General features: G+C 62.9%; 34 protein-coding genes. 11 read left to right on the top strand and 23 right to left on the bottom strand.

Features of this window, described 5'->3' with window-relative positions; all coding sequences use genetic code 11:
* Positions 1–188: 188 nt before the first annotated feature.
* The 21 genes from IEV64_RS19135 to IEV64_RS19235 all read right to left on the bottom strand — a co-directional run bounded on the left by IEV64_RS19135 (position 189) and on the right by IEV64_RS19235 (position 10,410).
* Entirely contained in the window at positions 189–482 is a 294-nt protein-coding gene (locus tag IEV64_RS19135; RefSeq protein WP_007274014.1) for a hypothetical protein, read from the bottom strand.
* On the bottom strand, positions 479–877 hold the full coding sequence (locus IEV64_RS19140) for a hypothetical protein (protein ID WP_007274013.1): 399 nt from the start codon (positions 875–877) through the stop codon (positions 479–481). Before IEV64_RS19140 ends, IEV64_RS19135 begins: the two co-directional genes overlap by 4 nt.
* A 219-nt stretch (positions 878–1,096) precedes the next feature.
* Positions 1,097–1,300 carry a hypothetical protein gene (locus tag IEV64_RS19145; RefSeq protein ID WP_007274012.1) on the bottom strand — a complete coding sequence of 68 codons (204 nt, stop codon included), beginning with the start codon at positions 1,298–1,300 and terminating at the stop codon, positions 1,097–1,099.
* 203 nt (positions 1,301–1,503) lie between these two features.
* Positions 1,504–1,824 (bottom strand): hypothetical protein, encoded by a 321-nt coding sequence (locus IEV64_RS19150; RefSeq protein ID WP_152420702.1) that lies wholly within the window; start codon positions 1,822–1,824, stop codon positions 1,504–1,506.
* Positions 1,821–2,321: a DUF1643 domain-containing protein gene (locus tag IEV64_RS19155; protein WP_007274011.1), complete on the bottom strand. Its 501-nt coding sequence runs from the start codon at positions 2,319–2,321 to the stop codon at positions 1,821–1,823. The genes IEV64_RS19150 and IEV64_RS19155 overlap by 4 nt, the downstream gene beginning before the upstream one ends.
* A complete protein-coding gene (locus tag IEV64_RS19160; RefSeq protein ID WP_161618815.1) occupies positions 2,314–2,490 on the bottom strand; it encodes a hypothetical protein in 177 nt (58 codons plus the stop codon). Before IEV64_RS19160 ends, IEV64_RS19155 begins: the two co-directional genes overlap by 8 nt.
* Entirely contained in the window at positions 2,487–2,768 is a 282-nt protein-coding gene (locus IEV64_RS19165) for a hypothetical protein (RefSeq protein WP_007274010.1), read from the bottom strand. The genes IEV64_RS19160 and IEV64_RS19165 overlap by 4 nt, the downstream gene beginning before the upstream one ends.
* Positions 2,765–3,286 carry a hypothetical protein gene (locus tag IEV64_RS19170; protein WP_007274009.1) on the bottom strand — a complete coding sequence of 174 codons (522 nt, stop codon included), beginning with the start codon at positions 3,284–3,286 and terminating at the stop codon, positions 2,765–2,767. Before IEV64_RS19170 ends, IEV64_RS19165 begins: the two co-directional genes overlap by 4 nt.
* A gap of 133 nt (positions 3,287–3,419) precedes the next feature.
* Positions 3,420–4,007: a hypothetical protein gene (locus tag IEV64_RS19175; RefSeq protein ID WP_007274008.1), complete on the bottom strand. Its 588-nt coding sequence runs from the start codon at positions 4,005–4,007 to the stop codon at positions 3,420–3,422.
* A 2-nt stretch (positions 4,008–4,009) separates the two neighbouring features.
* On the bottom strand, positions 4,010–4,285 hold the full coding sequence (locus IEV64_RS19180) for a hypothetical protein (protein WP_007274007.1): 276 nt from the start codon (positions 4,283–4,285) through the stop codon (positions 4,010–4,012).
* 1 nt (position 4,286) lies between these two features.
* Positions 4,287–4,664, bottom strand: coding sequence for a hypothetical protein (locus IEV64_RS19185; protein ID WP_007274006.1), 378 nt, complete (start codon positions 4,662–4,664; stop codon positions 4,287–4,289).
* The gene (locus tag IEV64_RS19190) at positions 4,664–5,116 is read right to left on the bottom strand and encodes a hypothetical protein (protein ID WP_007274005.1); all 453 of its coding nucleotides are present in this window, start codon (positions 5,114–5,116) and stop codon (positions 4,664–4,666) included. The genes IEV64_RS19185 and IEV64_RS19190 overlap by 1 nt, the downstream gene beginning before the upstream one ends.
* Before the next feature lies 1 nt (position 5,117).
* Positions 5,118–5,264, bottom strand: coding sequence for a hypothetical protein (locus tag IEV64_RS19195; RefSeq protein ID WP_161618814.1), 147 nt, complete (start codon positions 5,262–5,264; stop codon positions 5,118–5,120).
* The gene (locus tag IEV64_RS19200; RefSeq protein WP_007274004.1) at positions 5,261–5,584 is read right to left on the bottom strand and encodes a hypothetical protein; all 324 of its coding nucleotides are present in this window, start codon (positions 5,582–5,584) and stop codon (positions 5,261–5,263) included. The genes IEV64_RS19195 and IEV64_RS19200 overlap by 4 nt, the downstream gene beginning before the upstream one ends.
* Complete coding sequence (locus tag IEV64_RS19205; protein ID WP_007274003.1) at positions 5,581–6,078, bottom strand: hypothetical protein; 498 nt, start codon at positions 6,076–6,078, stop codon at positions 5,581–5,583. The genes IEV64_RS19200 and IEV64_RS19205 overlap by 4 nt, the downstream gene beginning before the upstream one ends.
* The gene (locus IEV64_RS19210) at positions 6,075–6,887 is read right to left on the bottom strand and encodes a beta clamp domain-containing protein (protein WP_152420701.1); all 813 of its coding nucleotides are present in this window, start codon (positions 6,885–6,887) and stop codon (positions 6,075–6,077) included. Before IEV64_RS19210 ends, IEV64_RS19205 begins: the two co-directional genes overlap by 4 nt.
* A 167-nt stretch (positions 6,888–7,054) precedes the next feature.
* On the bottom strand, positions 7,055–8,773 hold the full coding sequence (locus tag IEV64_RS19215; protein ID WP_007274001.1) for an ATP-binding protein: 1,719 nt from the start codon (positions 8,771–8,773) through the stop codon (positions 7,055–7,057).
* Entirely contained in the window at positions 8,770–9,027 is a 258-nt protein-coding gene (locus tag IEV64_RS19220; protein WP_152420700.1) for a hypothetical protein, read from the bottom strand. The genes IEV64_RS19215 and IEV64_RS19220 overlap by 4 nt, the downstream gene beginning before the upstream one ends.
* Positions 9,014–9,427: a CopG family ribbon-helix-helix protein gene (locus tag IEV64_RS19225; protein WP_049920435.1), complete on the bottom strand. Its 414-nt coding sequence runs from the start codon at positions 9,425–9,427 to the stop codon at positions 9,014–9,016. Before IEV64_RS19225 ends, IEV64_RS19220 begins: the two co-directional genes overlap by 14 nt.
* Entirely contained in the window at positions 9,417–9,869 is a 453-nt protein-coding gene (locus IEV64_RS19230; protein WP_007273998.1) for a hypothetical protein, read from the bottom strand. Before IEV64_RS19230 ends, IEV64_RS19225 begins: the two co-directional genes overlap by 11 nt.
* 70 nt (positions 9,870–9,939) lie before the next feature.
* Positions 9,940–10,410, bottom strand: a complete 471-nt coding sequence (locus tag IEV64_RS19235; protein ID WP_152420699.1) for a hypothetical protein — start codon at positions 10,408–10,410, stop codon at positions 9,940–9,942.
* A gap of 453 nt (positions 10,411–10,863) precedes the next feature.
* Here IEV64_RS19235 and IEV64_RS19240 point away from each other — a divergent pair, with 453 nt between their 5' ends.
* Positions 10,864–11,112, top strand: a complete 249-nt coding sequence (locus tag IEV64_RS19240; protein WP_007273996.1) for a FaeA/PapI family transcriptional regulator — start codon at positions 10,864–10,866, stop codon at positions 11,110–11,112.
* Between the two features lie 396 nt (positions 11,113–11,508).
* Here the strand turns inward: IEV64_RS19240 and IEV64_RS19245 are convergent, their stop codons facing one another.
* Complete coding sequence (locus IEV64_RS19245) at positions 11,509–12,066, bottom strand: HNH endonuclease (protein WP_083874888.1); 558 nt, start codon at positions 12,064–12,066, stop codon at positions 11,509–11,511.
* Between the two features lie 149 nt (positions 12,067–12,215).
* Complete coding sequence (locus IEV64_RS19250; RefSeq protein ID WP_007273995.1) at positions 12,216–12,425, bottom strand: hypothetical protein; 210 nt, start codon at positions 12,423–12,425, stop codon at positions 12,216–12,218.
* A gap of 138 nt (positions 12,426–12,563) precedes the next feature.
* Here IEV64_RS19250 and IEV64_RS19255 point away from each other — a divergent pair, with 138 nt between their 5' ends.
* From IEV64_RS19255 to IEV64_RS19300, 10 genes are all read left to right on the top strand, one after another.
* Positions 12,564–12,851: a hypothetical protein gene (locus IEV64_RS19255; RefSeq protein ID WP_049920434.1), complete on the top strand. Its 288-nt coding sequence runs from the start codon at positions 12,564–12,566 to the stop codon at positions 12,849–12,851.
* Positions 12,852–13,343: 492 nt separating this feature from the next.
* On the top strand, positions 13,344–17,852 hold the full coding sequence (locus tag IEV64_RS19260) for a hypothetical protein (RefSeq protein WP_188425034.1): 4,509 nt from the start codon (positions 13,344–13,346) through the stop codon (positions 17,850–17,852).
* 350 nt (positions 17,853–18,202) lie between these two features.
* Positions 18,203–18,844 (top strand): hypothetical protein, encoded by a 642-nt coding sequence (locus tag IEV64_RS19265; protein WP_007273991.1) that lies wholly within the window; start codon positions 18,203–18,205, stop codon positions 18,842–18,844.
* 50 nt (positions 18,845–18,894) lie between these two features.
* Positions 18,895–19,347: a hypothetical protein gene (locus IEV64_RS19270; protein ID WP_152420697.1), complete on the top strand. Its 453-nt coding sequence runs from the start codon at positions 18,895–18,897 to the stop codon at positions 19,345–19,347.
* A 903-nt stretch (positions 19,348–20,250) separates the two neighbouring features.
* Entirely contained in the window at positions 20,251–22,719 is a 2,469-nt protein-coding gene (locus IEV64_RS19275; protein WP_007273989.1) for a coiled-coil domain-containing protein, read from the top strand.
* Between the two features lie 12 nt (positions 22,720–22,731).
* Positions 22,732–24,348 (top strand): S8 family peptidase, encoded by a 1,617-nt coding sequence (locus tag IEV64_RS19280; protein WP_083874886.1) that lies wholly within the window; start codon positions 22,732–22,734, stop codon positions 24,346–24,348.
* Entirely contained in the window at positions 24,348–25,121 is a 774-nt protein-coding gene (locus IEV64_RS19285) for a hypothetical protein (RefSeq protein WP_007273987.1), read from the top strand. Before IEV64_RS19280 ends, IEV64_RS19285 begins: the two co-directional genes overlap by 1 nt.
* Positions 25,122–25,255: 134 nt before the next feature.
* Entirely contained in the window at positions 25,256–26,272 is a 1,017-nt protein-coding gene (locus tag IEV64_RS19290; protein WP_007273986.1) for a hypothetical protein, read from the top strand.
* 8 nt (positions 26,273–26,280) lie between these two features.
* Positions 26,281–26,559 (top strand): hypothetical protein, encoded by a 279-nt coding sequence (locus IEV64_RS19295; RefSeq protein WP_007273985.1) that lies wholly within the window; start codon positions 26,281–26,283, stop codon positions 26,557–26,559.
* A gap of 3 nt (positions 26,560–26,562) precedes the next feature.
* Positions 26,563–26,777 (top strand): hypothetical protein (locus tag IEV64_RS19300; RefSeq protein ID WP_188425036.1); only part of this gene is annotated, 215 nt, incomplete at its 3' end.

The following is a 26,777-nucleotide window of genomic DNA, read 5'->3' on the forward strand; positions in this document are numbered from 1 at the left end:
GGACGAATCACGTTCAGGCGTGGGCGCGTCCGTCGTCGGGAAGCCCGTCGGAAGGAATCGAACCCTCCAGCGCACCAGCACGGGCGTCGTCTACTACTTCGAGGTCACGTCTTCGTACTTAAACCGTAGCCCCGAGCGAAGACACGGTGGGAGCCTATGTCAATGTCCGCGAAATCGGGCTCCGGGCCTCACTCCCGGAGGTTGTCGGGCGGCTCTTTGTCGTGCGCCCGGTAGACTTCGAGCGCCTCGGCGTCCGACTCGGCGTTCACGAGGTCGTCGGCGAAGGCGCTCAGTTGCACCGTCACCGGCCGCCCGTCGTCGCCGCGACGGACGTTGACGATACCAGCCGCCTCCAGCGACTCAACCGTCTCGCGAGCGCTCGTCTCGAACGGCCCCATCTCGTTTTTGAGGGTCGTCATCGTCACCCACCCGCCGTCCTCGTCGAAGAACGCGAACGGCGAGTCGTTGTCTTGCGATGTCATTCGACCATCACATCCTCGCCCGCGACGTGCGACAGGTACGCTTCGAGTTCCGCCGGCGCGCTCCCCGTCTGCTCGACGGTCCCGTGGATGACCCGGAAGAAGTAGCGTTCGTACGCCGGGAGCGGTTCGAGGCGTTCGGCCGCGACCGACCCGCCGGTCCCGAGCACGTCGTAGAGGACCTCCTCGAACTCGTCGCTTGGTGTCTCGCCTGCGTGGTCGCCATCCTCGTTGTCTGTCGAGAGCCACATCCCGTGGCCCCCGTTACGGTCGTAGATGCAGACCTGCGTGTCCTCGTCGAGGACCGCCCAAAACGAGAACAGCGGGTCGCCACCGCCGTCGGTCCCGTAGCTGTAGAACCGCCACGCGACCGGCTTGGCGTAGTCGAGGATGGTCACGCGTCGACACCCCGCGACTGCATCTCGATGAGAACGCCGAACCGGAAGTCGCACGCCGAGCAGAACGGGCGGGTTGTCTCGCCCGGTTGGCGCGGCGACCGCGCCCGACACTCCGGGCATCGCCACGCGGTCACAGCGACCCCCCGCCGGCGATTGCGAGCCGGATTATAACCACGGTCGCGATTAGGACGAACCCTGCGGTGAACATATTGGCGAGCGTCACTCGCCCTCACCCCCAATACGTTCGATTTCGCGCGAACCGAGGACCATGCCGAGCGCCCACGAGGTCAGGTAGTCGTCGAATCCTGGGACGTGCCGAAGTCTCTGGTGACGCATCCGAAGTCGGAAGATGGTGCGCCCGACCTTGAACTTCCACCACGGGCATGTCGCGGGGCCGACGAACCACGTCTTGTCCTCAGACATCGGTCGCCACCCCCATGTGCCACCGCGGGAAGTACCGCCACTTCCTGTACGTTCCGACGCCGACACTTCGCCCGTCGCCCCACCGGTCCGGTGCGCGTTCCGAAGAGCACGACCGGCAGGTGTGGAACAACCAGAACTCGTAGGGGAGTTCTTCGACGGACTTCCCGCAGTTCGTACAGGCGCGATTGGGTCGTGCCTCCAATTTAACACACCTCCGAAAACGAAGTGAGTGATTGCTGGCCCGTTGGCGCTTCGACACCATTGAGATAAACGTCAACGGGCAGAGATTTCCCCATTTCAGCCCAGAAGTAATCCCACCATGTTGCAGGACTAACTCGAACAGCCCCCGGAGAATCTGCGAGCGGCTGGTAAATCGTCGCAACGTGTGCGGCAGACAGCGCCGAATCAACTCTAGAGTTAATCTGTGCCAGATGTCGGTAGCGCGCTTTCCGGCGCTCACGCAACGACACCACTTCGGAACCGCTCTTGTGCTCAATTGCGGATGCGGATTCATCGTCGGTCACAGTTGACCACCGTCCCAGTTCGTCAGCTCGGCATCTGCTGGTTGGTAGAGCGGGTGGGCCGGGTGGCCGGCCTTGGTCGTGTCGAGCGCGTAGAGGTCGCGGTCGTCGAGCAGGTCGGCGACCAACGCGGCGCGGTCGCGAAGCGATCCCTTGGCCCCCCACGCGACGACAACCCGCTCGGCGCTGTCGCACACGTCCTGCAGGTGCGCGTCGTTCTCCGGCCCGACCGGGTCGGCGTGGCCGGCCAGCGCGTCCGGGTCCGTGCTTCGGAGCGCGAACAGGTTCGCGACGGTGAGCGACCCGAAGCCCCACTCCTTCGCGAAGCCGAGACAGCGTCGAATCGTCGGGTCGTCGTCGGTCGCGTCGGCCGTCGATGGGTTGAGCATCACGAACGCGACCGTCGGCTTGTCGGCGTCCCACGTCCGCGAGAGCCGGTAGCGGTACGTCCCGTCGTCGGAGAGAACCGCGTCAGAGCGGTCGTCGACGAACTCAGGCATCGACCATCACTTCCTCGCGGACGTCGGCCTTGCTCAGCACGTCCATCTTGACGGCTTCCTTGGTGTCGTCGTGGACGCAGTAGAGCGTCGGTGGGAGTTCGAACGCCCCCACGCACGTGTCGTTCGTCGCCGTCTGGGTGCCGCATCGCGGGCACTCGTAGAGGGTCATCGCTTCTCCTCCAGTCGGTACCCGAACGCCTCCGCCAGCCCAAACAGGACCTCAGTTGCCGCCTTCGGCGAGAGGTTCGTCAGCTCACGGTGGCGCTCGGAAACCGCCTCGCCGTCACCGTCGAGCGTCGCGAAGCGGACGTTCTCTTTTCGAAACACCCGGATGCGCTTCATGTCACCGTTTGGGTGTTTGCGGACGCAACGCTCAACTCGGACGCCCATCTGCTCCTCGTCCCACGACTCTTCGACGAGTCGGTCGCCCTCCTCGTAGAGCGTCATTCGGACCACACCCGCGACTCGGCGGCCGGGATGGCCTCGAATCTGAGTTCCAGCACGCCCGCGCTGTAGAGATGCGTTCCGTCCTCTTCCGTTTCGACGTAGTATTTTCGACTGCCGTCGTCCTCCTCGCAAAGCCGGTACTTGATGCGGTACTCCGACTTTCCGAGCGGGACGCCACCGGCCGCGTGTGGCTCCTCGGCCTCCCGAACGATGTCGCCGGCCTCGTACTCCCAGTCGCTTGTCGCGTCCTCGATAGCGGCCTTTTCGAGCTTGTCGTAGAGCGAATCGGCGGCCTTCGCGCTGTCGTACGCGCCCGAGTCCGAAAACTCACCGCGCACCACTTCGACCGCGTCGAGCAGGTCGCCGAACCTCTCGTCGGTCAGGCGACTGACCGTCATGTCGGTCTTCGTCCCGAGGTCGTGGCCCGACTCGACGATGGCCTGCAAGAGTGCTAACCGCTCGTCGCGGTCGATACTGGTGAGCGTGAGTTCGTGTTCCTCCCCCGGTTCGGCGTTCATCGCTCACCACCACACACGGGGCACACGTCCGGGTGTTCTCCGTCGCTATTCGGGTCCGTGTGGACGTGAGTGCAACCGAAGTATATCGCCATGACGTCGTCCTGTTTCTCGATTGTGCTCGTCTTCGAACCCATCACGCGCTCGCCTCCTTGAGCGCCTCAGACCCACACTCCGGGCACGCTCCGTTGGGGCCATCGAGGTCCGACCCGTGGTTCTCGGTGTCACACTCCGCGCAGACGTAGTCGTTGTCGATACCGGGGAACGGCTTCCGCCACGAGAGTGGCGTGCAGTTGAACTCGCCACGGTGGTCATCGCCGCAGATGTCGCAGTCCTCGACCCATCCGGCCGGAGGCATCCACTCGGCACCGCAACAGTCGAGCACGCCGCCGAAGAGTTCCATCCGTGCGTCTTCGCCCGACTCTTCCGACTCGTGGGTCTGGTAGCAGACCGGGCAGTCGGCCTGCCAGTACGAGTCGACGAGGCTCTCTTTCTGCCCCTGTCCGACGAACTTCTTGATGGTAACGCGCTCAAGGCGGAACACGCCCTCGGTGGTCGCGACAGGCTCTCGTTTCCCGAAACAGTCGTCGGCGACGCACTGCGGGTGTGCGAACTTGTCGCTGGGGTATTTGAAGTGACCTTCTTCGAGGTAGTCGACTTCTTCACCGCAGTAGCGGCACTCGACGACTTCGCTCTCGATGCCGGATTCGGTGTTCGAAGCCATCGTCAGATGACCTCCACGTCGTCGCTCTCGATGTCCACGACCTCGATGTCGTGGTCGGCCACGTCGATGTAGAACTCGTCCTCCAGCTCGTATGCGACTGCCTTAGTGACCGCTTCGGGTTTCGTCCGACTGTCGCCCGCGCCGATGCGGGCGTCGAACGTCTCGACGACAGGGTTGTAGCCGCGAACGACCGCCGGTTGGTCGATGTTCACGACGTTGTAGACCTCCAGTCGCTCGCCGTCGCGAACGACGGTGTAGGTGTCGTTGAGCGTCTGCATCTCAGAGCACCACCGGGAGTTCGACCGTCGCGACGCGGACCATGCGCTCGGCCGGGACGCCGATGCGGTCGGCGGCGTCTTTCTTCAGTCGGTCGATACCGCGGTGCGCCGACGACGTGCCGACGACGACGCTCTGTTCGGTCTCGGCGTCGTAGAAGACGACCTTGTAGTCCGTGTCGTCGATGACCTCGTTCTCGTCGTACTCCGGCCGCTCGACGGTCGCGACGTGGACGACCTCGGATACCGCGACGCCGATGCGGGCGGCCGCGGTCGTCGTCGCCTCGGTCGGGTCTTGGTGCGACTCCGAGACTTGCACCGACGAGTCAGTCTCCGGGTGGTACAGCACGTGCTGGTACGTTTTCGTGGTTGCGCGTTGCATCAGTAGACCCCCGTGAAGTTGAGTACCTCTGCCGTCAGCGATTGGTCTGCCTTGTACCGGGCCGCCGATAGCGCGCTGTCGAACTCCATCGAGATGACGCCCTCCTTCTGCCGCAGTCGCTCCTCAAACCTCTGCTCAACCGCGCTATCACCGAGTTCCTTGGTTATCTCGTTGATGACGTACTTCGCCGCGGCGTCGCATCCACGTGACGCGGCAACGTTCACGCCGTCGTAGAACGCCGAGTCGGCGACCGACTCGATTTTTTCCAGCACCTCGCCGAGGAGCTGTTCTTGCTCCTTTTCAGAGTAGTCGCAGTCGGCGAGGTCGAAGCCAACGTATTGGAGCGCAGAGTCGCGAGAGTCGTGTGCATCGCGCATCGTTGAGTTCTTCACGAGTTCCGAGAACTCGGGCTGTTCAACTTCGATGTCGTCGTCGTGGTTCGTCTCTTGCATCTCAGTAGTCCTCCGGAAGCGCCCGCCGGGCGTTCTCCAGTTCCGCAATCGCGTGTTGAATCGCTCCGTGCTTTTCTTCGACCGTCAGGTCGCCGTAGCCGGCCAGCATCGACTTCGCGGCCGCAACCGCGCTGTTGTCGTCGCTCATGCCGACCGGCCTCCTGCGAACTGCGAGAGTCCGGTCTGCGTCCCCGCGTTCTCCGGCGATGGCTCCCGCGCCGGCCGCGTCCCATCCCACGAGAGTTTCAGGAACGCGTCGCAGTCCCAGTTGTTGCACGGGCCGAACGACGGCGAGTACGTCTCCGGGTCCGGTGTCAGAATCTTGACCGTCGACGACTCCCCGCACTCGGGGCACACGACCGTCGTGCGCTCGTTGAACGGTATCTCGATAGTCGCATCCGCGCGGCTCTCGCGACGGATGCGCGTCAGCTCGCGGTTGTCGGTCGCGAGTTGCTTCGGGTCGCTCATTCGTCGCTCCCCTCCCCGTCGTCGACGCCGAAGTGGTCGCGAAGCCAGCCGTCGAGCGGGAGCGTCCGGCTCTCCCAGTAGTAGTAGTTGCTCTCCGTGATGTGGCCGATTTCCTTCAGCGTCTCGGCGTTGGCGTCCACCGAGGTCTCTACGTCGTGGTCTCTGAGCGCCTTCGCGTAGCCCGCCGCGTAGGCTTCCAGCAGGCCCTCACGCACCGCGTCCAGCTTCGCTTCGTACTCGTCGTACGCGTCGGGCGTGCCGAGCGGTTCGCCGATTTCGAAGCCCTGTGCGAAGCCGTGGCCGTCGTCGTAGAACTCGACTTCGACTTCGACGCCGTTGCCGTAGAGCCGCCTCGCGCGGTCAGTCGCCTGCTGGAGGAGGTCGCCGTGGTCGGTTTCGGTGACCCACTCGGTGACGCTGTCGAGACTCGCGATGCGGCCGTTCTCTTTGAGCGTGATGGTCCCCCGAATCGGGAACGGGTTGTCGACGCTCATTCGTCTGCCTCCTCGTTGAACTGCCCGGCGACCCAGAACGTCAGGCCGCCGTCGCTCTGGATGCGCAGAATCGAACTGTGAGACGACACCATGTCGATGGTCACCTGTGCGTCGGGTGAGATGCACGAGACCACGCCCGCGAGCGTGTCTTCGTCGTAGGTGCCGCTCACGCGCTCACCTCGGGTGTGTGCTTGAACCGGCCAGTCGTGGACCCATCCGGCACCGTGGTCCTCGGACTTCGGGATGAGCGCTTCGTCGCCGATGGTCAGGCGGACCTTTCCGACCGATCCGCCGAGGACCGCACCGACCGCGCTCTTGAAGTCTGCCGCCGCGAGTTCGGCCCGACCGTCCCACTCGTCGATGTCGGGGACGTCGGCCCACGTCTGGGAGAACTGTGGGTCTTCGAGCGCGATGTAGCCCATGAGGTTGCCGCCGATGCGCTTAGCCTCTGTCTCGCCGTCGTCGAATCGGAGAGTGACGTCCCCGGTCTGGTCAGACATCATGGCCGTCAGTGGCAAGTCCGTTGGGTCGACGGCGAACGCGGGTTCTGTCGTCAGCCCACCGTACTCGACGGTGTCGAACGTCGTCTCCACGACGACCGTGTTCGCGGGGTTCGCCACCCGAGCACGGATGGCATCAGGTTCGACGTGCAGGACGACGCCCGTCGACGGCACTTCTGCGAGCGCTTTCGCCTTGCCTGCGTAGTCTCTGACTGGGACTGTCGCTTTCGTCCAGCCACCGAGGTCGATTGTCGTTCCGTTCTGGTTGCATTCTCGTTCCGCTTTCTGTTGGGGTTGTTGCTGTGGCATAGTTGTGCCTTGTCGACCCCGGACGGACACGGTCAGGCGTGGGCGCGTCCGGTGGTCGTTACTGAAACTGTGGTTCGTCATCCCATTTAAATGACTGCGTGCCGACGGGTCCGACGAGTCCGCCGCTCGAACACCCGAGCGGGCCGTACTCGCGGGATGGGGGACGTTCAAAACTCCTCCATGAGCTTCTGCGCGCGCTCCCGGCGCTGGTTGCGCGCTTTGATGTCGGCGATGCCCGACCTGTTGAGGTCGATGACCGCCGGTCGCTTCGAGACCTTCGTGACGATGCCGTGGGCTTGGAGCGACGACGACGCCTTGCTCACGTGCCCGGTCGTCGAGACGCCGAGGTACTCCGCGATAGTCTCGTAGTCGAGCGGTTCCCCGGCGTCGACGATGGCCGCGACGACGCCCGTGACGTATCGCTTCGACGTGTTCGAAGCCTCGATGGCGGCGTCGATGGCGGCGCGCACGTCCGGGTCTTCGAGCAGGGCGCGGTCGTCGTCCGGGACCGTGACGCCCGCCGACTGCTCGCGAAGGCGCTCGACTTCCGATTCCAGGTCGGCGACGCGCTCGTTGCGGTCTTCGAGGCGCTCGCGAAGCTTGGCGTCGGCGTCGCCGGTGTCGATGCCGAGCGCGTCGTTCATCCGCCCGACCGCCTCGCGAAGTTCGTCCATGTTCTCGACCGCGCGCTCGTACTCTTCGAGGTCCGCCACGCGCGCTTCGAGGTCCGCCTTCGCCGACCGCGTCTCGCGGAGGTCCTCGCGAAGGCGCTCGGCCTCCTGCTCCAACTCGGCGATGCGGCGGTTCTTCTCCTCGCGGATTTCTTCGACCTTCTCCTCGATGGCGACCGTCCCGCTGTCGCCGTCACCCGCGGCGGCCAACAGCGCCTGCGAGAACTGGTCTGCCATGTCGCTCATGTCCCGCGCTTGCTGGAGTTCGTCGCGGAGGTCGTCGATGGTCGACTCCCGCGCTTCGAGCTGGTCTTCGAGTTGTGCGACGCGGTCGCGGCGCTTCGCCTCGCGCTCGGAGATTGCTTCGAGTTCGTCGACGAGGTCCGCCGAGACCGCTTTGAGTTCCGGTCGCTCGAAGTCACCGAGGTCCGGCGTCGCGCCAGCGTCGTACGTCCGCTTCCGGCGAATCTGGACGCGTTGGAGGTCCTCGCCGAGGAAGTCGGCTTGAACGAACGCCTCACCGTCGGCGAGGTCCTCAACCGCATCGGCGGCGTCGGACCCGACGACGCGCCGGACGACTTTGGTGTCGTTGTCCCACGTGAGCCGATGCCAGACCAGCCAGTCGCACTGGGTGATGAAGTCCTTCTTGACGTCAGCGGGGCGCTGAGAGATGCCGACGAGACCGAGGCCGTGCTTCCGGCCCCGCTTCCCGATTTTGATGAGCATCTTCCCCACGTCGCCGAGGCCACCCTTCTCCGGGATGTACTCGTGGACTTCCTCAACCAGCATCAGGAACGGTCGCTTCAGCTTCTTCTCCATCGCGAACAAGTTCGACGCGACCTCGCGAACGAGCGCGTTCGCCTCTGACTCGTCGAGGTAGCCCGAGACGTCGAGGATGATGGGGATGTTCTGTTCGAGCGCGAGCGACGCGATTTTCTCCGCGTGCTCGGGGCCGACCTGCAGGTCGCACTCGCTGTCCGCGCCGACGTGGAGCACTTCGAACTCTTCCTTCAGACCCCAGTATTCACCATCGGTATCCACGATGAGTACCGGGTAGTCGCCGGCGAGCAGTTCTTCCACGACGACCGACGCCGTGTTCGACTTGCCCGACCCCGACTTCCCCGTGATGAACCCGCGGCCGGTCAGGACCTCCACGACTGGCAGGCTGACCTCGCCGGCGCTGTCGAGTGGAAACGTTGGGGTTGCGTCCGTCATCGCTCGCCCCTCCGGCGCTTCATGGCCGCTTCGAGCGCCGCCCACGTGTGGTCCTCGCGGCGGTAGTGCGCCGACGTCTTCTGCTCGGACCAGTCGTCGCGATGCTTCTCGCAGATGGGACAGCGGACTGTCTCGACCGACTGACGGTGTTCGGTCACGACTCGCGTGTACTCGCGGTCGACCGACCGAGCCCGGCCGGATGACCACGCGCTCGCGGCCAGACTCGTCTGCACGCCCGCGTTAGACATCGACATGAACGACCTCCCCGCCACACTCCGGACAGCGGTTGGTCCCGAGGAGCCGGTCGAACGAGGTCCACCGACGGACGCCGAAGTTCGTCGTCGACTTGGCCGCCATGAACGAACAGTCGTGCGGGTAGTCCTCGCACTGGACCATCCGCGAGTTGAAGACCGACGCGACGGCGGTCCCCCCGTCGGCCAGCATCTCCGAATCGTCGTTCGAGGACCCGAACTTCTCGGCGATCTCCTCGTCGGTCGCCTGCCAGTCCTGGTCGTCGACGAACGTCTCGACCGCCTCGCGGACCGCCTGACTCCGGTTGTCGAACTCGTCGCTCTCCTCAACGACGTCGTCGAGTTTGTCGAGCATCTCCTCGGGAAGGCGGAACGTGATGCGCTCCATCGCGTCACGCACCATGGCCCACCCCCGCGCGGTAGGCGCGAAGCGTCGCGCCCTCGAGATGCGATTCAATCCACACCGCCAGCGTCTGTAGTGGGAGCACCTGCGACCCGGTCGCTTCGAGGAGCGGCACCGGTTCGTCGTCGACGAGGACACGGACGACCATCGCCTCCTCGCCCCCGGTGACGACCCACCAGTCGAAGTGCCGGTCGGTCTCGTCGGTCGCGACCACGTGGATGACGCGGTCGCCGGTGTCGGCCTTACTCTCGTCGGTGACGTCTTCGCTCTTGGCGAACTGCAGGTCACCGGCGGGCGAGACGGCCCGCGACCCACAGTCAGGACACTGGCCGCCGTGGTGCCCCGAACCGAGGAACGCGTATCGCGACCCGCACCCGTAGCAGGTGATGGCCGGACCGGTCGGTTCGAAGTGCTTAGTCGATGTCGTGTCGTGTACCGTCATTGGTGTTTCTCGCAGGTGTTGGTGGTCGTAGTGGTCGTGAAGCGATTCAGAGGCGTGGACGCGGAGGCCATCAGATGCCCTCCAGTGACGTCTGGCGGCTACTGTGGTCGCGACGTCCGCCGGTGAGCGACGCCGAAACGACGACCCTCGTGACGCACGACCGCGGGACCCACTCCTCGTCGAACGACGTGTCGAGCACGTCGCGCGTCGAGATGTGAGCGTTGACCGCCTGGATTTGGTCGCTGAGCGCGTCGACGTCGGCGTCGGTCTGGCAGAACCGGGCCTCTGCTCGGTGGTCGACGAGCTTGTTGCGGTTTCGAATCATGCGCTCGACCTCGCGAGCGCACGCGCCATCGCGAAGCAGGTACGCGCCGTCGTCGGTCCCGCTACCGGTCGTGGCCGCGATTCGGCAGATTACCCCCGTAGACGTGCCGAGGTCGCGCGCCTTCCGATTCGATAGCTCGATACCGACCGCGCCACCGGCTGAGATGACTTCCCAGAGCCGGCGCGCCGGTGCCGGCTGTGACCGCCATACGGACACGAAATCGCGGACGCTCGCGCACTCGCGTACGTGCGTTGCGTTCGGAACGACCGTCCCGGAACTCAGTTCAGTGGCCGAGCGGTCGCGGTTCGAGTTCGGCATCTCTGCGCTCACTCGTTGTCCCTCTCGTCCGGCCGTTCACGCGTCGCGCCGCCGTTCGCGTGGAAGTACATCGGCTTGCCGCCGACGATTTGTGCAGTCCATTTGTCCGACGACCCAACGCCGGACGGTGACGAACCATTGTTCATAGTTTCTCTCGACGCGGCCCGCGGTGGGAGCCATTCAGGCGTGGGACTTCCGAGCCGGGCCGCGTCAAATTACAATAGCGTTGTAGTTTACCATAAGTGTTCCGCAAAAACTGACTTTCAGACAGTCATTACCGTACTCTGAACGTCATTCGCTGTCCTCAAAAATTAGCCGGGATTTATCTTAGCGGTTCGCTTTATCGAAACCATGAGTGACGGTCAAGGACACAATGACTACTCCAACACAACCTCCACCACCCGCTCGAACCGTAGTTACGAAGACGACGAGTTCCTCACCGCCGTCGAAATGTACGCGCCTGCCAGCACGCGCGAGGTCGCCGACGAGGTCGGGTGCACCTTCCGGACAGCTCGCACTCGCCTCGAGCGACTCGAAGCGGCCGAACGGATCAGACGAAAAGACTTCGACCAACTGACCGTGTGGCTCGCCACCGAGTAACGTAGCTTTCTTCTCAGACAGTATCTCCGCTCGATGAGTAATCGCAGAGCGACGCGGTTAGCAAATACTGCCGGCTTTTCGACCGTGCCCCCAAATTTTGGTACCAAGCCGTTTCATTTGGGGGTTCGCAAATCGCCAGACGGCAGGGGGTTCTTGGACCATTTGGACGATTTGGTAGCAAAATTCTGGAGCAAGGGCTGTAGACCCGAGCGGGTGCGAGCGGGGGCGGGCATGTGCAGGCGGGCGTCCGCACACATACCCCTCTAGATTTTTGCTACCAAATCGTCCAAATGGTCCAAAGGGTCCACTACGTCTTGCGATTACTTGCCCCCAAAGAAATCGGCCTTGGTACCAAAATTTGGGGGCACGAGGAAAAGAATCGGAAAAGATTGCCAGCTACGCCGAATCGGAGAGTTCGAAGTCGTCGATCTCCTCAGAAGCTCGCTGGATGTGAACGCCGACCGACTGATTCAGCTCCGGGGTGTAGGTGCTGAAGCTAACTACGTAGTCGGTGCCAGTTTTGTACGCGGTTTTGAACACACCACGAGCCTCGGTGAGAGTCCGTGGAAGACCGATTTCAGATTCCGTGGACATGGCGAACTCTCGAACTTGTTCATAGGAGACATTCAGATTGAACCGTAGCTCAGCGTTTGGTTTTCCTCTGTGGACGATGGCGTATCCTTCGTTTTCAACAATTTCGCCTGAATTGATTGCGTTACAGTACGCGACGATGATTTGGTCTAGAGCAGTCGTCGGTTTCGGTGATGGGTCCGCATCTGCGATTTGAGAGAAGACGTCGTCGTTGTAGAGTTTCTCAACAGCAGAATGACAATTTGCACACAGGGTTTCCAGATTGTCTTCGGTGTCGGTCCCTCCGTACCTCTGTGGGACTACGCGGTGTTGTTCTAACACGTTCGGATTGCTTTCAGCGCAAATGAAGCACTTGCTTGCCATCTCAATTGGTTCTTTTTGTTGGACGTTATTATACTGTCACCAAATGGGCCAAATGTTAGGGCTGGGAATGCGACGCTCGCGCTATCGGCGGTGGGTTCGAGAAAAAGTGGTCGGTGGTCGCCAGTTCAACGGGGACCGTTGGCTCTCTGTTACTGTTCGTCGTCGAGGTCGTCAGCCTGAGCTGGCTGTACGCCCCCGGCGATGGACTCGTGGATGCTCGACTGCATCACATCGCTGAGGACCAACCCGAGTGAGACGTAGTGCCGAACTACCTCGGGGTCTTGGAGGGCGGCTGGAGCGCCCTCTTCCATTCGTTCAAATGTGTCTTCATCGAAAGCGACCCTAACCTGATGACTCATACGGGGTGGAAGTGGTGTGGGTCTACCATTAAGGCCGTTGGTTTAATCACATACTGTGTTTGTTAGTGTATAGCATATTATATTCGGACTGACAGTCCAATGCGAAGTTATAAGTTATCTTGCTATAGCATTACCTATATGGCAGAGGCAGAACCCGCGACGCTATACATGAAGTCTCCCGAGAGAGACTTGTTCAATAGCATGCGCGGTGACGTGAGCCAGTCGATGTTCCTTCTCGGCCTGCTCTCGGTACTGGACGACGAGCAGATCGAACAGGCCAGACTGGTCTCCAAAAGCTACTCGTACGAGGCTTTGCTTTTGAACGCGGCTGAAAGCAGAGGTCTCGTTGACGAAATTGCTAAGTACGAACGAGTGCGTCCGCTGATAAGTGCAGATGGCGGTCGGACTGTGGAGACCGAGGACTAAGGAGCGTTGAAGGTATGAGGAAACGAATAGCCGGGACCTGTGTTACAGCCGAACCGTTTGAAGCGGTTCGAACGGGTCTTGAGAGAACTCAAGCAGGTCACCAGCCTCGCTTTCACGAACTGTTGGGTCAGTTCGTGTTCGCCGCGATTGCACGTCGCGACGAGACGCGCCCACGCCTGAATGTGGCTCGTCAACTGAGTGTTGGTGGTCGGGGTACTAAAATGTTGACTTCGCTCTTTGCCCAAATTCCGGGTTATGAACCGGGTAAAGACGCAGAATTCACTTTTAGAAGTCGATTAATGCACCTCGAACGTCCCTCAATGTACATTTCGTGCATTCGGGGGGAGCCTGCCCCACCACAGGCACCTGAAACCGCGTGCAAGCGGCGGATGGTGTCGCCAGAAGCTACGTGAACCACACGGATACTCAAACGACGCGGAAGGCACAGCAGGCTGAGTACGATACCGAGTGCGGTGTCGGGGTGACTGAGTCGTGAGCGACGACTACGTCGACCTCGGGCTCACGACGACGGACGTTCGCGAACACTACTCGCGCGTCCGTCGCGTGTACGACGCGCTCGCGAGCATCGACGCCTCGGAAGGCTTCGCGGAAGCGACCGGCGAGGACGGCTACCCGACGCTCGGGTCGAACGACGCGGGCGGCTGGTACGTCAAGCGCGACAACGACGACCTGGATTCGCTCGAACAGGGCTTCGACCGCATCGGCCACGCGGCGACGTTCGCGAACGATTTCGACACGCTCGCCGGCCGGGTCGACCGCTGTCTCTACGCGCTGACGAGCTACAAGGACCCGACCGGCCTTCGCGAAGTCCCGTGCTACTACGACCGCGAGAACTCCGAAACCGTCTGGGACGGCCGGAAGCCGACGCCCATCGAAAAGGACCTCCGCGGCGTCATGGCGTGGGGCGACATCGACCTCGTTGACGAGCTGAAGCCGAAGCGCGGCGACCTCGACGGCGAGACGCAGGCGGTCGTCGAGGAGACTATCGCGGCGTACGTCGACGAGTTCGAAACGCTGTACGGATTCGACGATGCCGTCTTTGCACTCGACTCGGTCGGTGGCCTCTACATCATGGGAGCGCCGGCGGCGACGCTCCCCATCGCAGAGGCGTTCCACGGCGACGATGACGCCATCGAGCGCATCATGCAGGCGTTCATCACGCGCTCGAACGACTGGCTATCGGGCGCGCAAGAGCGCGTCGAAGAGCGCGTCGACGGCGCGGCAGAGGTCATCGACCCGGACTGGGTGAACAACCACAACCGGAAGTTCAAGGCCCCGCTGTCGGTCCACTCGAAACACGACGCGGTCGTGACGCCCATCGACACCGACGACCCGTCGTACGACCTGACGACGTTCGATGCCGTCGACGAGGACCTCATCGACGCGGCCGCCGCGTGGTCCGCGGACCTCACGGCGACCGAGTACACGTCGTGCATCAAATCGCTCGTTGAGGAACTGTGGCCCGACTACAGCGCCGAGTACGACGACTGGAAGGCGGCGCTGAAGGCGTGGGTCGAAGACGAGCGCGAGGAAGAACAGCGTGCGCAGGCGGCGCGTGAACGCGCTCGCGAGAACCGCCCGGACCCGTCGGAACTCGCGCTGACGACGGACGTTCGCGACATCTACGACGCACTCGACCGGCTCGACGCGGAGTCAGTCGCCGAGCGGACCATCGTTCACCAGTGGACCGACCAAGCGTCGGGAAAAACCGACAATTCCAGTAGCGGCAAGCGTGCGTTCATCCCGATTTGGGGGCGGAACTCCAACGGGTCGGCGACGTACATCGACCTCGAAAAGGGAACGTTCGTCGATACCGGCGACGGGAACAAGCACGGAACGGCCGTTGAGATGGCGCTCATCGCCGAGGAGAACTGGACGAAAGGCGACATCGCCAAAGGCTCCGATTGGGCGACGGGCGTCGACCACCTGCGCGGCCTCGGGTTCAGCATCCCGGTGTGGATACCGGAAGCGGGGTCCGAGAAACGCGACGGCGAGGAAGCGTACGAGACGATGCCGTTTTGGGCGGTCCGGCAGGCGGCGGTCGCGCTCGGCGTGCTCCCCGAGGACGCGTTTGTCCGCAAGCAGGGCGACGACGGGCGCTCGTTCAAGGCGTTCCCCGGAGCGACGACGTACAACCGTACGCTCGCCGCACTCGAAGACGAGGGGTTCGACCACGGTCGCGAGTACATGACCGACGACGGCGAGCGGCCGCCGGAGACCGACCTGTGGGGCGACGAGGAACTGGAGGCACCCGACGCCTCGGACGCGTCCGACACCACGGAGACGGCCGACACGGCGGCCTCCAACGACTCGAACGCCGCCGACGACACCGAAGCCGACACCGAAGCCGAAGACGCGGACGGCGGCGAACTCCACGAAACGACGAACACGACCCCGCCGGCAACGCCGGGGAGCAAGCCACCGGGCGAGAAGGTCGTCGCCGGCGCGGCGATAGACTACTCGGACGGCGGCTACGGCTACTGGAAGACGACGCAGGACGGCGACACGTACTACGAGGAGGTCACGAACTTCGAACTCGAAGCGCGGTCGTTCCTGCGCGCCGAGCGCGGTAACGAAATTCTCGTCCAGCTCACCGTCTGGCCGCGCGGGCCGGAGCCGGCGTACGAGCTGACGTGTTCGATGGACGTGTTCAACGACGTGCGGCGCTTCCGCGACACGGTCGTCCTCGGTCGGACGACGACGTTCGACGGCAGTCAGTCGGACCTCAACGAAGTGCGCAAGGTGGTGGGCCTGCAGGAAGCGCCCGAGCGCGACGGCACGCACCACATGGGCCTGCACCGCGACGAGTTCGTGACGCCGAACGGCGTCCTGCGCCACGACGGGTGGACGGACGACCCGACGCACGTCTACCAAGAGCGAAAAATCGACGTCGAGCGCGCGTGGTCGCTGTCGCCCGACAAGCACACCGAGTACGACCCCGCCGAGGTCGTGGACATGCTCGAACTGGTCCACAAGACGCGACACCACGAGCGCCTGCTTCCGGTCCTCGGGTGGTTCTACTCCGCGCCGCTCCGGCCGTTCATCCAAGACGAGGAAGGCCAGTTCAACCACATGCACATCCGCGGCGGGACGGGCGCGGGGAAGTCGTCGACAGTCGAGACGCTGACGCAGATGTTCGGCATGGACGGGTCGGGCAAGAAGGTCGACTCGACGACGTTCACGCTGATGGCCGCGATGGCGTCCTCGAACGCGGTTCCCATCTGGTTCGACGAGTACAAGCCGGGCGACATCGCCGACTACCGGCTCGACGCGTTCCAGAACCTGCTTCGCCTCAACACGAAGTGGGAGTACGACACTCGCGGGAACGCCGACAAGTCGACCGAGGAGTACCACCTGCGAGCGCCTATCGTCATCACGGGCGAGCAGGCCATTCAGGGAAGCGCCGAGGAGCGCCGGTCGATTCAGGTCGCCTTCCGCGACGACGTGAAAGGCGCGGGCAACCAGATGAACCGCGCGTTCGCCGAACTCGCCGGTCTCGACTGGGACGAGTCCGAAGACCCCGACGCGAAGACGCACCACTTCGAAGGGCTCGACCTCTCCCAACACGCGCTGGCGTTCTACCGGTTCGCGCTGTCGATGCCGTTCGACGATCTCCGCGAAACGTGGCGCGAATCGCGCGAGCACGTCCGCCGCGTCATCGCGCGCGCCGGCATGAACGAGCTTGACGACCTACCGCGGCAGGGCCTCCAGACTATCCACTTCGGGATGACCGTCTTCCGCGGCTTCGCGAAGATGATGCTCGCGGAACTTGACGACGGTCGCGAACTCTCGGACCTGGATATGCCGACGCGGACCGACGTTGACGAGGCTATCCTGTACGCCGCCGAGGAGATGGGCGGTGCGGGCGGTCGCGAGTCGCACCTTGACCAGTTCATCGGCCTCGCGCAGCGCGCGGCGCGTGCGGGCTACCTCGAACAGGAGACGCACTTCAAGTTCGTTCACGAGGACAAGGCGTCGGCGGAACTCCGCTTGAACCTCAACCAGTCGTTCGACGAGGTCTCGAAGTACGTCAAAGACCACGACCTGAGTTCCGAGGACTTCCTGAACCGGGCGAAGGACTACCGCGACCGGATGAAAGAGCAGGTCGAGCAGGGCGACGGCTACATGGTGACCCACTCGCAGTACACCGCGGGCATCGGGAACGCCTGCGGCATCCACGTCGCGAGCGCCGCGGAGCAGTTAGAAGACTTCTCGAAGGCGGCATGGACCGGCGACGAAGAAGACGCCGCGACCGACGAGTCGGCCGACGCCGAAGACAGCGAACCGGCCGCCGTGCTGGCGTCGCCGTCGAAAGGCATCGGCAACGCGACCGTTCGCGTGGACGAGATACTGGAGCCGCCGGAGTGGATGCAGGGCAAGGGCCACATCAAAGACGACGCCGGGAACATCGTCCCGTACGAGTGCGAGGGCACGGACCCGCTCGGCGAGGCCGGCGTCGAAGAAGGCGACACCGTCCGCCTGCGCAACATCAAGTTCCGCGAGACTGCGGAGGGCATGACGGCCGTTCTCTCGGGCATCACGGAAGTCGAAGTGAAGACGCGGAGTCCCGACCAGACCGGCCTCGACTCGCAGGAGACGGTCGCTGACGGTGGGGAGGACCAGACCGAGGACGCCGATGAGGCGTCCAACACCAACGGTGGGGACGGTGACGACACCAACGACGAACAGGTGGCGAACGAACGTGACGACGCCAACGGGGGTGACAGCGACGACGACGACGACGGCGGCGATGGCGACGACGGCGATGGCGATAGGATGACCCCGCGGCAAGCGGCGCGCCACGCGGCCGACGCGCTCCCGGTCGACGAAGTGGTGGACGTCGCGGAAGCGGCGAACGCGGTCGTCGACGCGTTCGACGACAAGGAACTTGGTCCGGCGATTCAGCTCCTCGACGAGGCGGCGTCGAAGTACGGTTTCGTCGAGAAACTTGACGGGGGTGGGTACCGCCGCATCGACTGACGCATCAGAAAGCACTCGACGTGCGAAAATGGGCGCTCGAAGTGCTACAATAGCCTTCCGTACGCGAATATTTAAGTCCCTGACTGTCAATGAATCTGATAACACTTCGCCACAAGACCCATAGTCCGAGAGACGTGGGTGAACCGCGGCCGGTCTTGGGACTCAAAGCCTGAGTCGGAGGGGCGGTGACGGCCAATTCCCGCGCGAGAGCGTCGGAGTGGTCGGATTGTTGGCGTCGAAACACAGCGGCGGCACTAGACTACGGCCGCGCTGGAAAATCCGACATAACCATGCCCAAAACAGCATCCGAACAGAGCGACAGCGCCGGCTCTCGACAACCGGAGTCGCGTGTGAAGTACGGTCCGAAAGGCGCGGGTGGAGGCCCACTGGACTGGTGGTACGACGACGGCGAAGGTCTCATCGACGAGAAGGACACTGGCGGCGACGACGAAGACGACGAACCCGAGCGCGATTGGGGTCACCACCACGACGAAAAGCAAGGGACGACGCGCGCCGAGTGGGTCGCCCACAACCTGCTCAAAGAGTCCGCCAAACTGTTCTGCCCGGTCACGAAACACGAGGAAAACCGACTCGAACAGATGACTAACCCCGAAGTCTACGTCGAGCGCTCGGTCGTGTTCGTCGACCGTGGGTTGGATGACGACGCCGGCGCGTCCGCCGACGAGCTGGAAGGCCGGGTGATGTACGCCGACCACCGGCGCTATCGCGTCTCGGAGCGCTCGGGGCACATCTCCGGGCCACTCATCGGCGACCAGCCAAAAGCGGAGTTCCTCGACGTCGTCGACCAAGTGCTCGACTACGCCCAAGCCGACGTGCGGTACTCGCTCCGGGAGCAGACGGCCTCACGCATCCGCTCGCTCGCGTGTGCGTACAAGTCGGCGCAGTCGCGGCGAAAGCCGGACGTGAAAATCATGGAAGAAGTCGTCCGCTGTATCGACGACCCCGACCGCCTCGACGGCCTCGGATTTTGAAAAGAAAACGTACGAACTAATTAATACCAAAAATGAAGAACTGCGCGCCGTTGACAGACCGACCCAATCTCAGACAGTTAGAAGCAGTCACGCTTTGCGGAACCGTAACTGCGTTCATTCTAACCCTGCTCTCGATAACAACTGGAGTTTCCACAGAATCGAATCCGCTGACTGCGGTGCTCTTCGAACAAATTGGGTTCGCACTTTCTGGTCTTTTCGCAGTGGTTGGAATTTCGCTCGCGTTCGCCGTCTTAGAGCGGTTTCATTCCGAGTTTCCAAACACTGTTCTTCTAGGTGCCACCGTCCTCGGCCTGTTTTCTGTTATGGACGTGCTACTGAACCTGTTTGTCATCTACGAGTCACCAGTCTTGATTATTGAGACGTTGAAGGTCAGAGTTCCGATCATCGAGACTGTGAACATTGTTCTCTCTGCAGTTGTCGTTTTCTTTGCGTCCGTGGTCGCGTTCTTTAGAAACGCCCCGTCAAAAATCGACGGTCGATAAACCAGACCAATGAAATCACAAAAATCAGACTCCGTGAGTGGCATCACCGCAGAACTAACACGCCGACAAATCGAAGAGGAGGCGTTTTGATTCATGATTGACAAAGCAGAGAAAGTCGGCCCGGTGGTTATGGTATTGTTAATCACATTTTCATTGTTTGCACCGACTGTGCAGGTTGCATCTGCTGTCAGCAATGATGACGAATATAATGTCACAAGCTTCGAATACTCCGATTCTCAGTTGCATGAGAATTGGATATTGTACGGGTATGAGAGTTCGTCTGGATACTGGGAGACGAACACATCGCTCGCGTATGATGGTGACCAGTCGATTTCGTTCATAGAGGGGAGTGATAGCAACAGGCACATCTTTGCACAAAACAGCACAAAGACATCATACGGGAACCCAAGAAACGTCTCTGTTGCTTACCATGGGGATGAAAACGTCTTCATGTGGGGGCGGGAATCAAGCACGAATTGGAACGTCTGGATTGAAATACAAAAAAATGGGGAGCTTTGGTACGGCTCCGTTGACGGAAATGGTGACGGGATTGAACAGAACACTGGATTGACAATAAACCGGACTACTGACGGGTGGAGACTGATTCGCGCTGAAAATATAAATTACACTTCGCAGACATACGACATTAAAATATTAGAGCCAGATGGGGAAGTCCTCGCTAACTACACTGGTGCAGAGTTCTCAAAAACTGACGGTGGGGACTTTGGGACTGTCGGATTGGGAATGGATAATTTGCCTGTTGATTCTCCGGTCCACTTTGACTATGTGACTCAAAATTCGAGTGTGTCGCAGATAACCCGTGGTGGGTCCTCAGGCCCCACAATCGACGGGACGGTCAAAACCCAGTCTGGCGCACCAGTTGAGAACGCGACCGTCGAGGCGATGGTCGCCACGCAACCGAGTGTCGCCCAAGCCGAAGACACGCTGTCGTCGCTTCAAGACCCGATTCCTTCGGTGTGGACGGACCAACTCGAATCGTCGTTCAACCTCTACGATGGTGGGGCGGGCCGACTCACGCAGATCGACGCGCAGTACGTCGGCGTCTACTCCGAATCGGATGTCGGAACAGCTCCGTGGATTCTCGACTCGTCGAACCTCCAAAACCCGATGTGGGCGAACGTGCCCGCAAACGAGGAACTCGCACTCGTCGTGGGCGACCCGTCGCAACGGGGCCGCTACCTGAACCAGCACGAGTACGACGCGCAGGTCCCCGGTCGCATCGTACAGGGGACGGCAGTCATCGAAAAGCTCAGCCCGACTGGCGAGGTCGTGACGACCTACCGCCGTGAAACGACAGAGACGGCCGGTGGTGGCTTCGCCGACCCGTCCGAACTGAACTACGCGACCGTCACGTTGAACGACGGTATCTACCGTGTGAGCGCTGAGGGGTCGGACTTCTCGTACCTCATCAAAGTCGGGGACCCGACGCCATCGCTCGACGACGCACTCAAAACCATCAACGGAACGCTCACCGACGGCGCGCAGGCAATCAAGGACCAACTCAACTCGGGCGCGCTCCAGCGGGTGACGACGACGACGAACGCGACGGGCTACTACTCGCTCGACGTGCCGTCGAACGCGAAGGTCGTGACGGTGACGGCGCGCAAAGCGCCGAACATCCCGATAGACCCGCAGAACCTCACCGAGCAGAGTATCCGCGACTACTACGAGGTCGACGCGGAGACGCTGGAGGACCTCAACGAGCAACAGACACAGCAGTCGCTGGAGGCCATCGAAAAGCTCCAGAACACGACTATCTACTCGCCGAGCGCGCCGGTGACAGTCCGGCCGCCGAAGCAGAACGTCGACATCACGTTGCTCGAAGTGTCGTACCCGCAGTACGGCAACCTCACGGCGTTCCAAGAACAGCTCGGCCTGCTCGATTCACTGTTCAACAACGAGTCGTTCTCGGAACTGCCGAGCGCGCTCCAACAGCGGATTGAAGACCTGACGCGCACGCAGAGGGAGGACCTCTACGAGGAGTTGTTCGACCTCAGAACACAGAACGACAAACTCCAAGAGCGGTACAAAGACCTCCTCGGTGACGACGCGGTCGGCATCGACCTCAACGAGACGAGCGATGCCGAACTCCGCGAACGCATCTCGAAGCTCCAGCAATCGCTGTCGGAACTGCAGTCGTCCATCGAGACAGGCGAGGAGACAGTCGAACGCGCAAGCGACACCGTCACATGGTCGCAGGAGTTCCTCGACGTCGGCCTCGACCTTGAGAACGTCATCGTGAAAGCGCACTACACGAACGGGACGAGTCAGGTCATCTCCGACGAGTACATCAACATCGAATCGTCGCCGGGGACGGCGGCCGGCTTCGGTTCGTCGACGGTGACCGTTGAGGAGTACCCGATGCCGAGCGACGTGGCAGGCGTCCGGTTCGACGTGACAGTCGCGAATGGCGACGGCATCGGCAAGGCGTCGTCTTCGTCGGTGTCGAACCCGGCGTACGACGGCGAGGTGCCGTCGCTGTCGTCGGTGTCGATGTCGACGCTGTCGCCGGGACCGAGCGACACGCTGTCGATGCGGCTGAACCCCGGCGAGGACTCGTCGTTCAAGAGCGTCGTGAGCGCCGAAGCGTACGGCCCGAACGGACAGACGCTCGCGACGACAGTCAACAACTCGACGGGCGAGGTGACGTTCCAGACGGGCGGGCAGGGCGTTCACACGGCGCGGCTGACCTTCGAGGACTTCGAAGGTCGCCAGCACGTCCTCCCGGTTCGCGTGAAGGCGGCGAGCGCTGACCGCGACCGGCCGACGGGCATCCGGGCGGTCGAAACGCCGTTCGGAACTATCGCGCAGGTCGGCGACGGCCTGGAAAGTGGCGCAGTCGACGTCGACTCGTCAGGTGCGGTTTCGTTCACCGCGCAGGTCGGTCAAGGCGATGACGTTCCGAACGTGGTCCACGTCTATGACTCCGGCCTCTCGGTGTCGTCGGACTCGACGCGGACGGTCCGCGTGGTTCGCGGCGACGACCGTGAGAGCGTGAACAGGCACGTGGAGGTCGTCTACCACACGGCGGCGCTCAACGACAACGCACTCCTCTACCGCGGCGACTCCCAACCCATCACGCGAGACGCGAGCACGCGATTCGGCGAAGTGTCGGGCAGTTCGTCATCGACGACGATTAGCAGTTGGACGGACGCTGACGGCGAGCTGTCGTTGCGCATCAACAACAACCCCGGAACGCTCGACCGCGTCCGACATTGGATTGCGGTTCGGACGGCCGACATCAACGTCCCGTTCGTGGGCACAGTCGCTGTCCGGGCGACTGCCGCGGTCCCGGCTGACATGACGCCCGCTCTCGGGTCGACAGCCGGCGGGAGCGCGGTCGCAGTCTAATAGAGGTCCATCATGCAACGCAAATCACTCACACTGGTAGTCGCAACGTTACTCGTCCTCTCGCCGATGGCCGCGCCGGTCATGGCCGCCTCTGGGTCGCCGTTCGACGGCGTCTTCTCAGGTGCCGCGACAGAGGCGACGTCGTACTGGGGTCTGGGGTCGTTCGACGACTCGGGCGTCACGAGTTACGACGGCCAACCCGCGTTCTACGTCACGTTCGAAGACGGCTCTGAGCGGTCGATGGAGACGTGGGCCGACTCGCAGGACCGGTCGCTCATCGCGCTCGACAACGAGTCGAACCGTGCGCTCATCGCCGCCGCGCCCGAAGACATCGGACTCGTCGGGGCGGCGCGCATCCTCGGGAACGGCCTCGCGGCGCGGTCGTACGTCGAGCACATCGACATCGCGTCGCGGGTCGATTACACGGAGCCGGTCACGACGCTCTCGAACGCATCTACATTCGCGAGCCCACCGGGGGCGCGCTTTGTCACGCTCGGTCGCGAGGCCGCGTTCTCGGCATCGGGACAGGCGTTCAACGAGGACGCCAACCAGTCTACGATGGCCGACGCTCGGCGCGCAGTTCGAGCTGACCCAGCGAACGTCTCGGTCAACGGGACGGGCGTGACGGTCGCGGTCATCGACTCGGGTCTCAACTACCAAGACTCGGCCAACGACTCAGTCTATCAGGACCGCATCGTTTCGCCGAAGAACACTATCACGAACGAGACGGGTCGCGCGGCCGTCGCTGACGGCAACGGTCACGGGTCGTGGGTGGCGGGCGCGATAGCCGCGAACCCGAACAACACGACGACCGGTGAACCGCTGGAAGGCGTCGCACCGGGCGCGAACGTCATGCCCATCAAGGCGCTCTCGGACAGCGGCGGCGGCAACACCCAAGATATCGTCGAGGGCATCGAGTACGCCGACGAGCAGGGCGCAGACATCATCTCGATGTCGCTCGGGTCGGCGGTCTACTCGGCGACCATCGCCGACGAACTCTCCGAAGCGCTCGAAGGCAACGTGTCGCTCGTCGTGGTCGCGGTCGGGAACTCGAAAGAGAACCCGGCGCTCCGCTACATCTCGTCGCCGGCCGACGTGCCCGAAGCAGGGGTCATCGGCGTCGCGGCGACGAACACGACGACGCCCGACAACGCGGGCGCGGCGTACTTCTCGGAGGTCGGTCCGGATGGCGGCGTCTCGGACTTCTCGAACGGCGTCACGAACGGCGAGGGGCCGGACGTCGGCGCGCCGGGGATGAAGCTCACCGCTCGCGTGTACTCCTCGTCGGGCCTGCCGACGAACTCGACGCTGTCGGGGACGAGCATGGCGACGCCCGTCGTCTCTGGCGTGGCGGCGCTCACGCTCGAAGCGAACCCGTCGCTCGCGGGTGACCACGAGGCACTTCGGGCGGCGCTCTTGGACTCGGCCGCACCGATGCCGAACGCCGGCACGACCGAGGTCGGAAACGGGATGGTCGACGCGTACAACGCGACGCGACTCGTCGAGCGCGACACGAGCCAAGAAGACGCGCGGACCGACGCGGCACGGGCGCGCGACCTCGCGAACGAGGGCTACTCAGGGTCGTCGGTCGTTCGCCTCTGGATTGAACTGACGGGGGCGGCGGCCTGATGCGAACCCGTCGAGAGTTCCTTCGGGCGGGTGGGAAGGCCCTCGCGGCCGGGGCGCTCGTCGGCGGCACGTTCTCTGCCGGCGTCTCGGCGGCGTCGGAAACTATCGACGACGCGACGCCGGACCACGTCACACGGACATACGAACCCGACCTGCTGAACCGCTACAAGCCGCGTCTGGTTCTCCGGGACCTCGGGACGAACACACCGACGGCGCTCTACTCGTTTGTGGCGCGGTCGACTGAGTTCGACGACACCGTATTGGTCTACTGGGCGGAGTACCCGTTCCAGAAGGGCGTTGCACTCGGCTACGACAGCCATTGGGGGGACCACGAACCCATCTACGTCCGGGTCAACGAGACCACCGACGAAATCGTCGACGTCGCGTTTTCCGCGTACCATTGGCTCCGCGGATGGAGTCGGTCGCCACCGACGGTCCTCGGCGACAGCGAGGGTGCGGTCCACCCGACACTCCACGTCGTCAACCCGTGGCATCACTACTACCTCACCGCGGAGGAAGGCCAAGACGTCGACCTCGAACACCTGTCAGATGACGAGATGCAGGCGTGGTGGGACAACGGATGGGACGACGCGATTTACCTCCGGTCGCTCACTCAGCCGTGGGTCATGACCGGCTTCGGTGGCCGGTCCGACTGGTGGCACAACACCGTCGGGTCGTTCAGCTACGAGGCTGGACTTCGACGCTACGTCTACCCGCTTGTCTACGGAGCCGGCGAGGGCGTGTCGCTCGACGACCTGGATATCGAGTTGTGAGATACGCAAGACCATGAGCTCTCGAAAGACACCAACAGCGACCTGTAGGTACGAGGGAGGAGGCGTCCCACCACCGTCGGCCGTGGCGGGACACTCCGGAACCGACGCGCAACCAACCACATCTCCAACATACAATGCAACACAGTAAACTGGCGAGCATCGCGCTCGCGCTGACCGTCGCACTCTCCGTCTTCGCGGGCGGGGCGTTCGCGGCGACCCCAAGCATCGACACCGAATCGACCAACACAACCACGACCTCCGACTGGACCGACGGCTACACGGTCTCTGGCTTCACCGCCAACGCCTCGAACTCCTCATACGTCGAAGTGACGTTTGACGCCAACGTGAGCGGGGACGCGAGACTGCAAATCCTCGACCCTGACACCGGCGAGACGGTGGCCGACATGGAGTCGGTCTACACCAACTCCTCGGCAGACGTGACCGACAGCACGAACAACCACTACGCGTGGAACATCAGCCACGACGAGTTCGAGGACCTCCCAGTCGGCTACGGTGAGAACAAGACCTTCAAGGTCCGTATCACGGACACCCAAGACACCGACAACGCGACGGTCATCGACGTCGCGTTCAACAACACGGCCGACCGCGCAGTCTACCGCATCGGCGACGCGTTCACGAACAACGACGTGACGGTTGAGGAGAAGCACCCGTGGCTCAGCCAGATTTCGTCGAGCTACGACACCAACATCGCGTCGTTCGAACTCGCCTCGGTCGCGACGGGTTCGAACGCGAGCCACGAGGTCAACCTCGCGAACGGCACGGTCGCTGACGCCTTCGCGCTCGCCGCGGAGGACAAGGACGACGGCGCGTTCCTGCCGCTCATGACGGTGAAAGCAGAGGGCGACGACGGCACGGTCCTCATCCCGGTGTTCGTCAACGAGAAGTCCTCCGAGTGGGACTTCCTCGACGATGACGAGGCGTACGCAGTCTACGACTCGGACGCCGAAGAACTCACCATCATGAACAACGGCGACGAGCGCTTCGACGGCGTCTCGGAGACGACGTTCACGCTCGCCGGTAACGACGGCCTCAGCTTCGGCGAGACGTTCGACCTGTTCCGTGGCCTCGGCGCTGGCTACACCGACAGCATCATCAACTCTGTCTCCAGCTACGGCTCGGCGGCGCTGTGAGGTAACTGATGCAACTCGGCACCTACCGACGACGGGCGCTGTGGCGGGTGTGGGCGATGGTGTGGCAACTCACCGTCGGCTACGTCGTCACGTTTGTTATCGGCATCCTCGGCGTCGTCTTCGCGGTCATCGACCTGCTCGCCGAGTTGGTGCTGAACCGCGACGGCCTGCGTTCGTCGTCGACGGTCGGCAGGTGGGTTCACTACTCACTCGAATGGTCGTTTGAACAAACGAGCTACTCGCTCACCGGCAAGGGTGAGTTCGAGTGGCTTCCGTCAATGGGGTGACGCGTGGCCCGGACTGACGCCGCTCGTCGCCTCCTTCTCGGCACTGTCGTCATCCCGTACATGGTGGCGGCCCTCGCGGTTCTCATCGTCGCGGGCATCCCTGTGTGGTTGCTCAACAACCTGTGGGCAGTCGCGACAGGCACGCCGCTCCTCGGCGAGAACAGCCGCGTCGGCTACTACCTGTACTGGGCGCAGAACAACCTCCAAGCGGTCGTCTC

This window comes from Haloferax sulfurifontis (assembly GCF_014635105.1).
GTDB classification, from domain to species: Archaea; Halobacteriota; Halobacteria; order Halobacteriales; family Haloferacaceae; genus Haloferax; species Haloferax denitrificans.

Coding starts and splice junctions, on each gene's coding strand:
- IEV64_RS19135 (WP_007274014.1), bottom strand. CDS start 482: ATGACATCGCAAGACAACGACTCGCCGTTCGCGTTCTTCGACGAGGAC.
- IEV64_RS19145 (WP_007274012.1), bottom strand. CDS start 1,300: ATGTCTGAGGACAAGACGTGGTTCGTCGGCCCCGCGACATGCCCGTGG.
- IEV64_RS19155 (WP_007274011.1), bottom strand. CDS start 2,321: ATGCCTGAGTTCGTCGACGACCGCTCTGACGCGGTTCTCTCCGACGAC.
- IEV64_RS19160 (WP_161618815.1), bottom strand. CDS start 2,490: ATGACCCTCTACGAGTGCCCGCGATGCGGCACCCAGACGGCGACGAAC.
- IEV64_RS19165 (WP_007274010.1), bottom strand. CDS start 2,768: ATGACGCTCTACGAGGAGGGCGACCGACTCGTCGAAGAGTCGTGGGAC.
- IEV64_RS19170 (WP_007274009.1), bottom strand. CDS start 3,286: ATGAACGCCGAACCGGGGGAGGAACACGAACTCACGCTCACCAGTATC.
- IEV64_RS19175 (WP_007274008.1), bottom strand. CDS start 4,007: ATGGCTTCGAACACCGAATCCGGCATCGAGAGCGAAGTCGTCGAGTGC.
- IEV64_RS19180 (WP_007274007.1), bottom strand. CDS start 4,285: ATGCAGACGCTCAACGACACCTACACCGTCGTTCGCGACGGCGAGCGA.
- IEV64_RS19185 (WP_007274006.1), bottom strand. CDS start 4,664: ATGCAACGCGCAACCACGAAAACGTACCAGCACGTGCTGTACCACCCG.
- IEV64_RS19190 (WP_007274005.1), bottom strand. CDS start 5,116: ATGCAAGAGACGAACCACGACGACGACATCGAAGTTGAACAGCCCGAG.
- IEV64_RS19195 (WP_161618814.1), bottom strand. CDS start 5,264: ATGAGCGACGACAACAGCGCGGTTGCGGCCGCGAAGTCGATGCTGGCC.
- IEV64_RS19200 (WP_007274004.1), bottom strand. CDS start 5,584: ATGAGCGACCCGAAGCAACTCGCGACCGACAACCGCGAGCTGACGCGC.
- IEV64_RS19205 (WP_007274003.1), bottom strand. CDS start 6,078: ATGAGCGTCGACAACCCGTTCCCGATTCGGGGGACCATCACGCTCAAA.
- IEV64_RS19210 (WP_152420701.1), bottom strand. CDS start 6,887: ATGCCACAGCAACAACCCCAACAGAAAGCGGAACGAGAATGCAACCAG.
- IEV64_RS19215 (WP_007274001.1), bottom strand. CDS start 8,773: ATGACGGACGCAACCCCAACGTTTCCACTCGACAGCGCCGGCGAGGTC.
- IEV64_RS19220 (WP_152420700.1), bottom strand. CDS start 9,027: ATGTCGATGTCTAACGCGGGCGTGCAGACGAGTCTGGCCGCGAGCGCG.
- IEV64_RS19225 (WP_049920435.1), bottom strand. CDS start 9,427: ATGGTGCGTGACGCGATGGAGCGCATCACGTTCCGCCTTCCCGAGGAG.
- IEV64_RS19230 (WP_007273998.1), bottom strand. CDS start 9,869: ATGACGGTACACGACACGACATCGACTAAGCACTTCGAACCGACCGGT.
- IEV64_RS19240 (WP_007273996.1), top strand. CDS start 10,864: ATGAGTGACGGTCAAGGACACAATGACTACTCCAACACAACCTCCACC.
- IEV64_RS19245 (WP_083874888.1), bottom strand. CDS start 12,066: ATGGCAAGCAAGTGCTTCATTTGCGCTGAAAGCAATCCGAACGTGTTA.
- IEV64_RS19250 (WP_007273995.1), bottom strand. CDS start 12,425: ATGAGTCATCAGGTTAGGGTCGCTTTCGATGAAGACACATTTGAACGA.
- IEV64_RS19255 (WP_049920434.1), top strand. CDS start 12,564: ATGGCAGAGGCAGAACCCGCGACGCTATACATGAAGTCTCCCGAGAGA.
- IEV64_RS19275 (WP_007273989.1), top strand. CDS start 20,251: ATGGTCGCCACGCAACCGAGTGTCGCCCAAGCCGAAGACACGCTGTCG.
- IEV64_RS19280 (WP_083874886.1), top strand. CDS start 22,732: ATGCAACGCAAATCACTCACACTGGTAGTCGCAACGTTACTCGTCCTC.
- IEV64_RS19285 (WP_007273987.1), top strand. CDS start 24,348: ATGCGAACCCGTCGAGAGTTCCTTCGGGCGGGTGGGAAGGCCCTCGCG.
- IEV64_RS19290 (WP_007273986.1), top strand. CDS start 25,256: ATGCAACACAGTAAACTGGCGAGCATCGCGCTCGCGCTGACCGTCGCA.
- IEV64_RS19295 (WP_007273985.1), top strand. CDS start 26,281: ATGCAACTCGGCACCTACCGACGACGGGCGCTGTGGCGGGTGTGGGCG.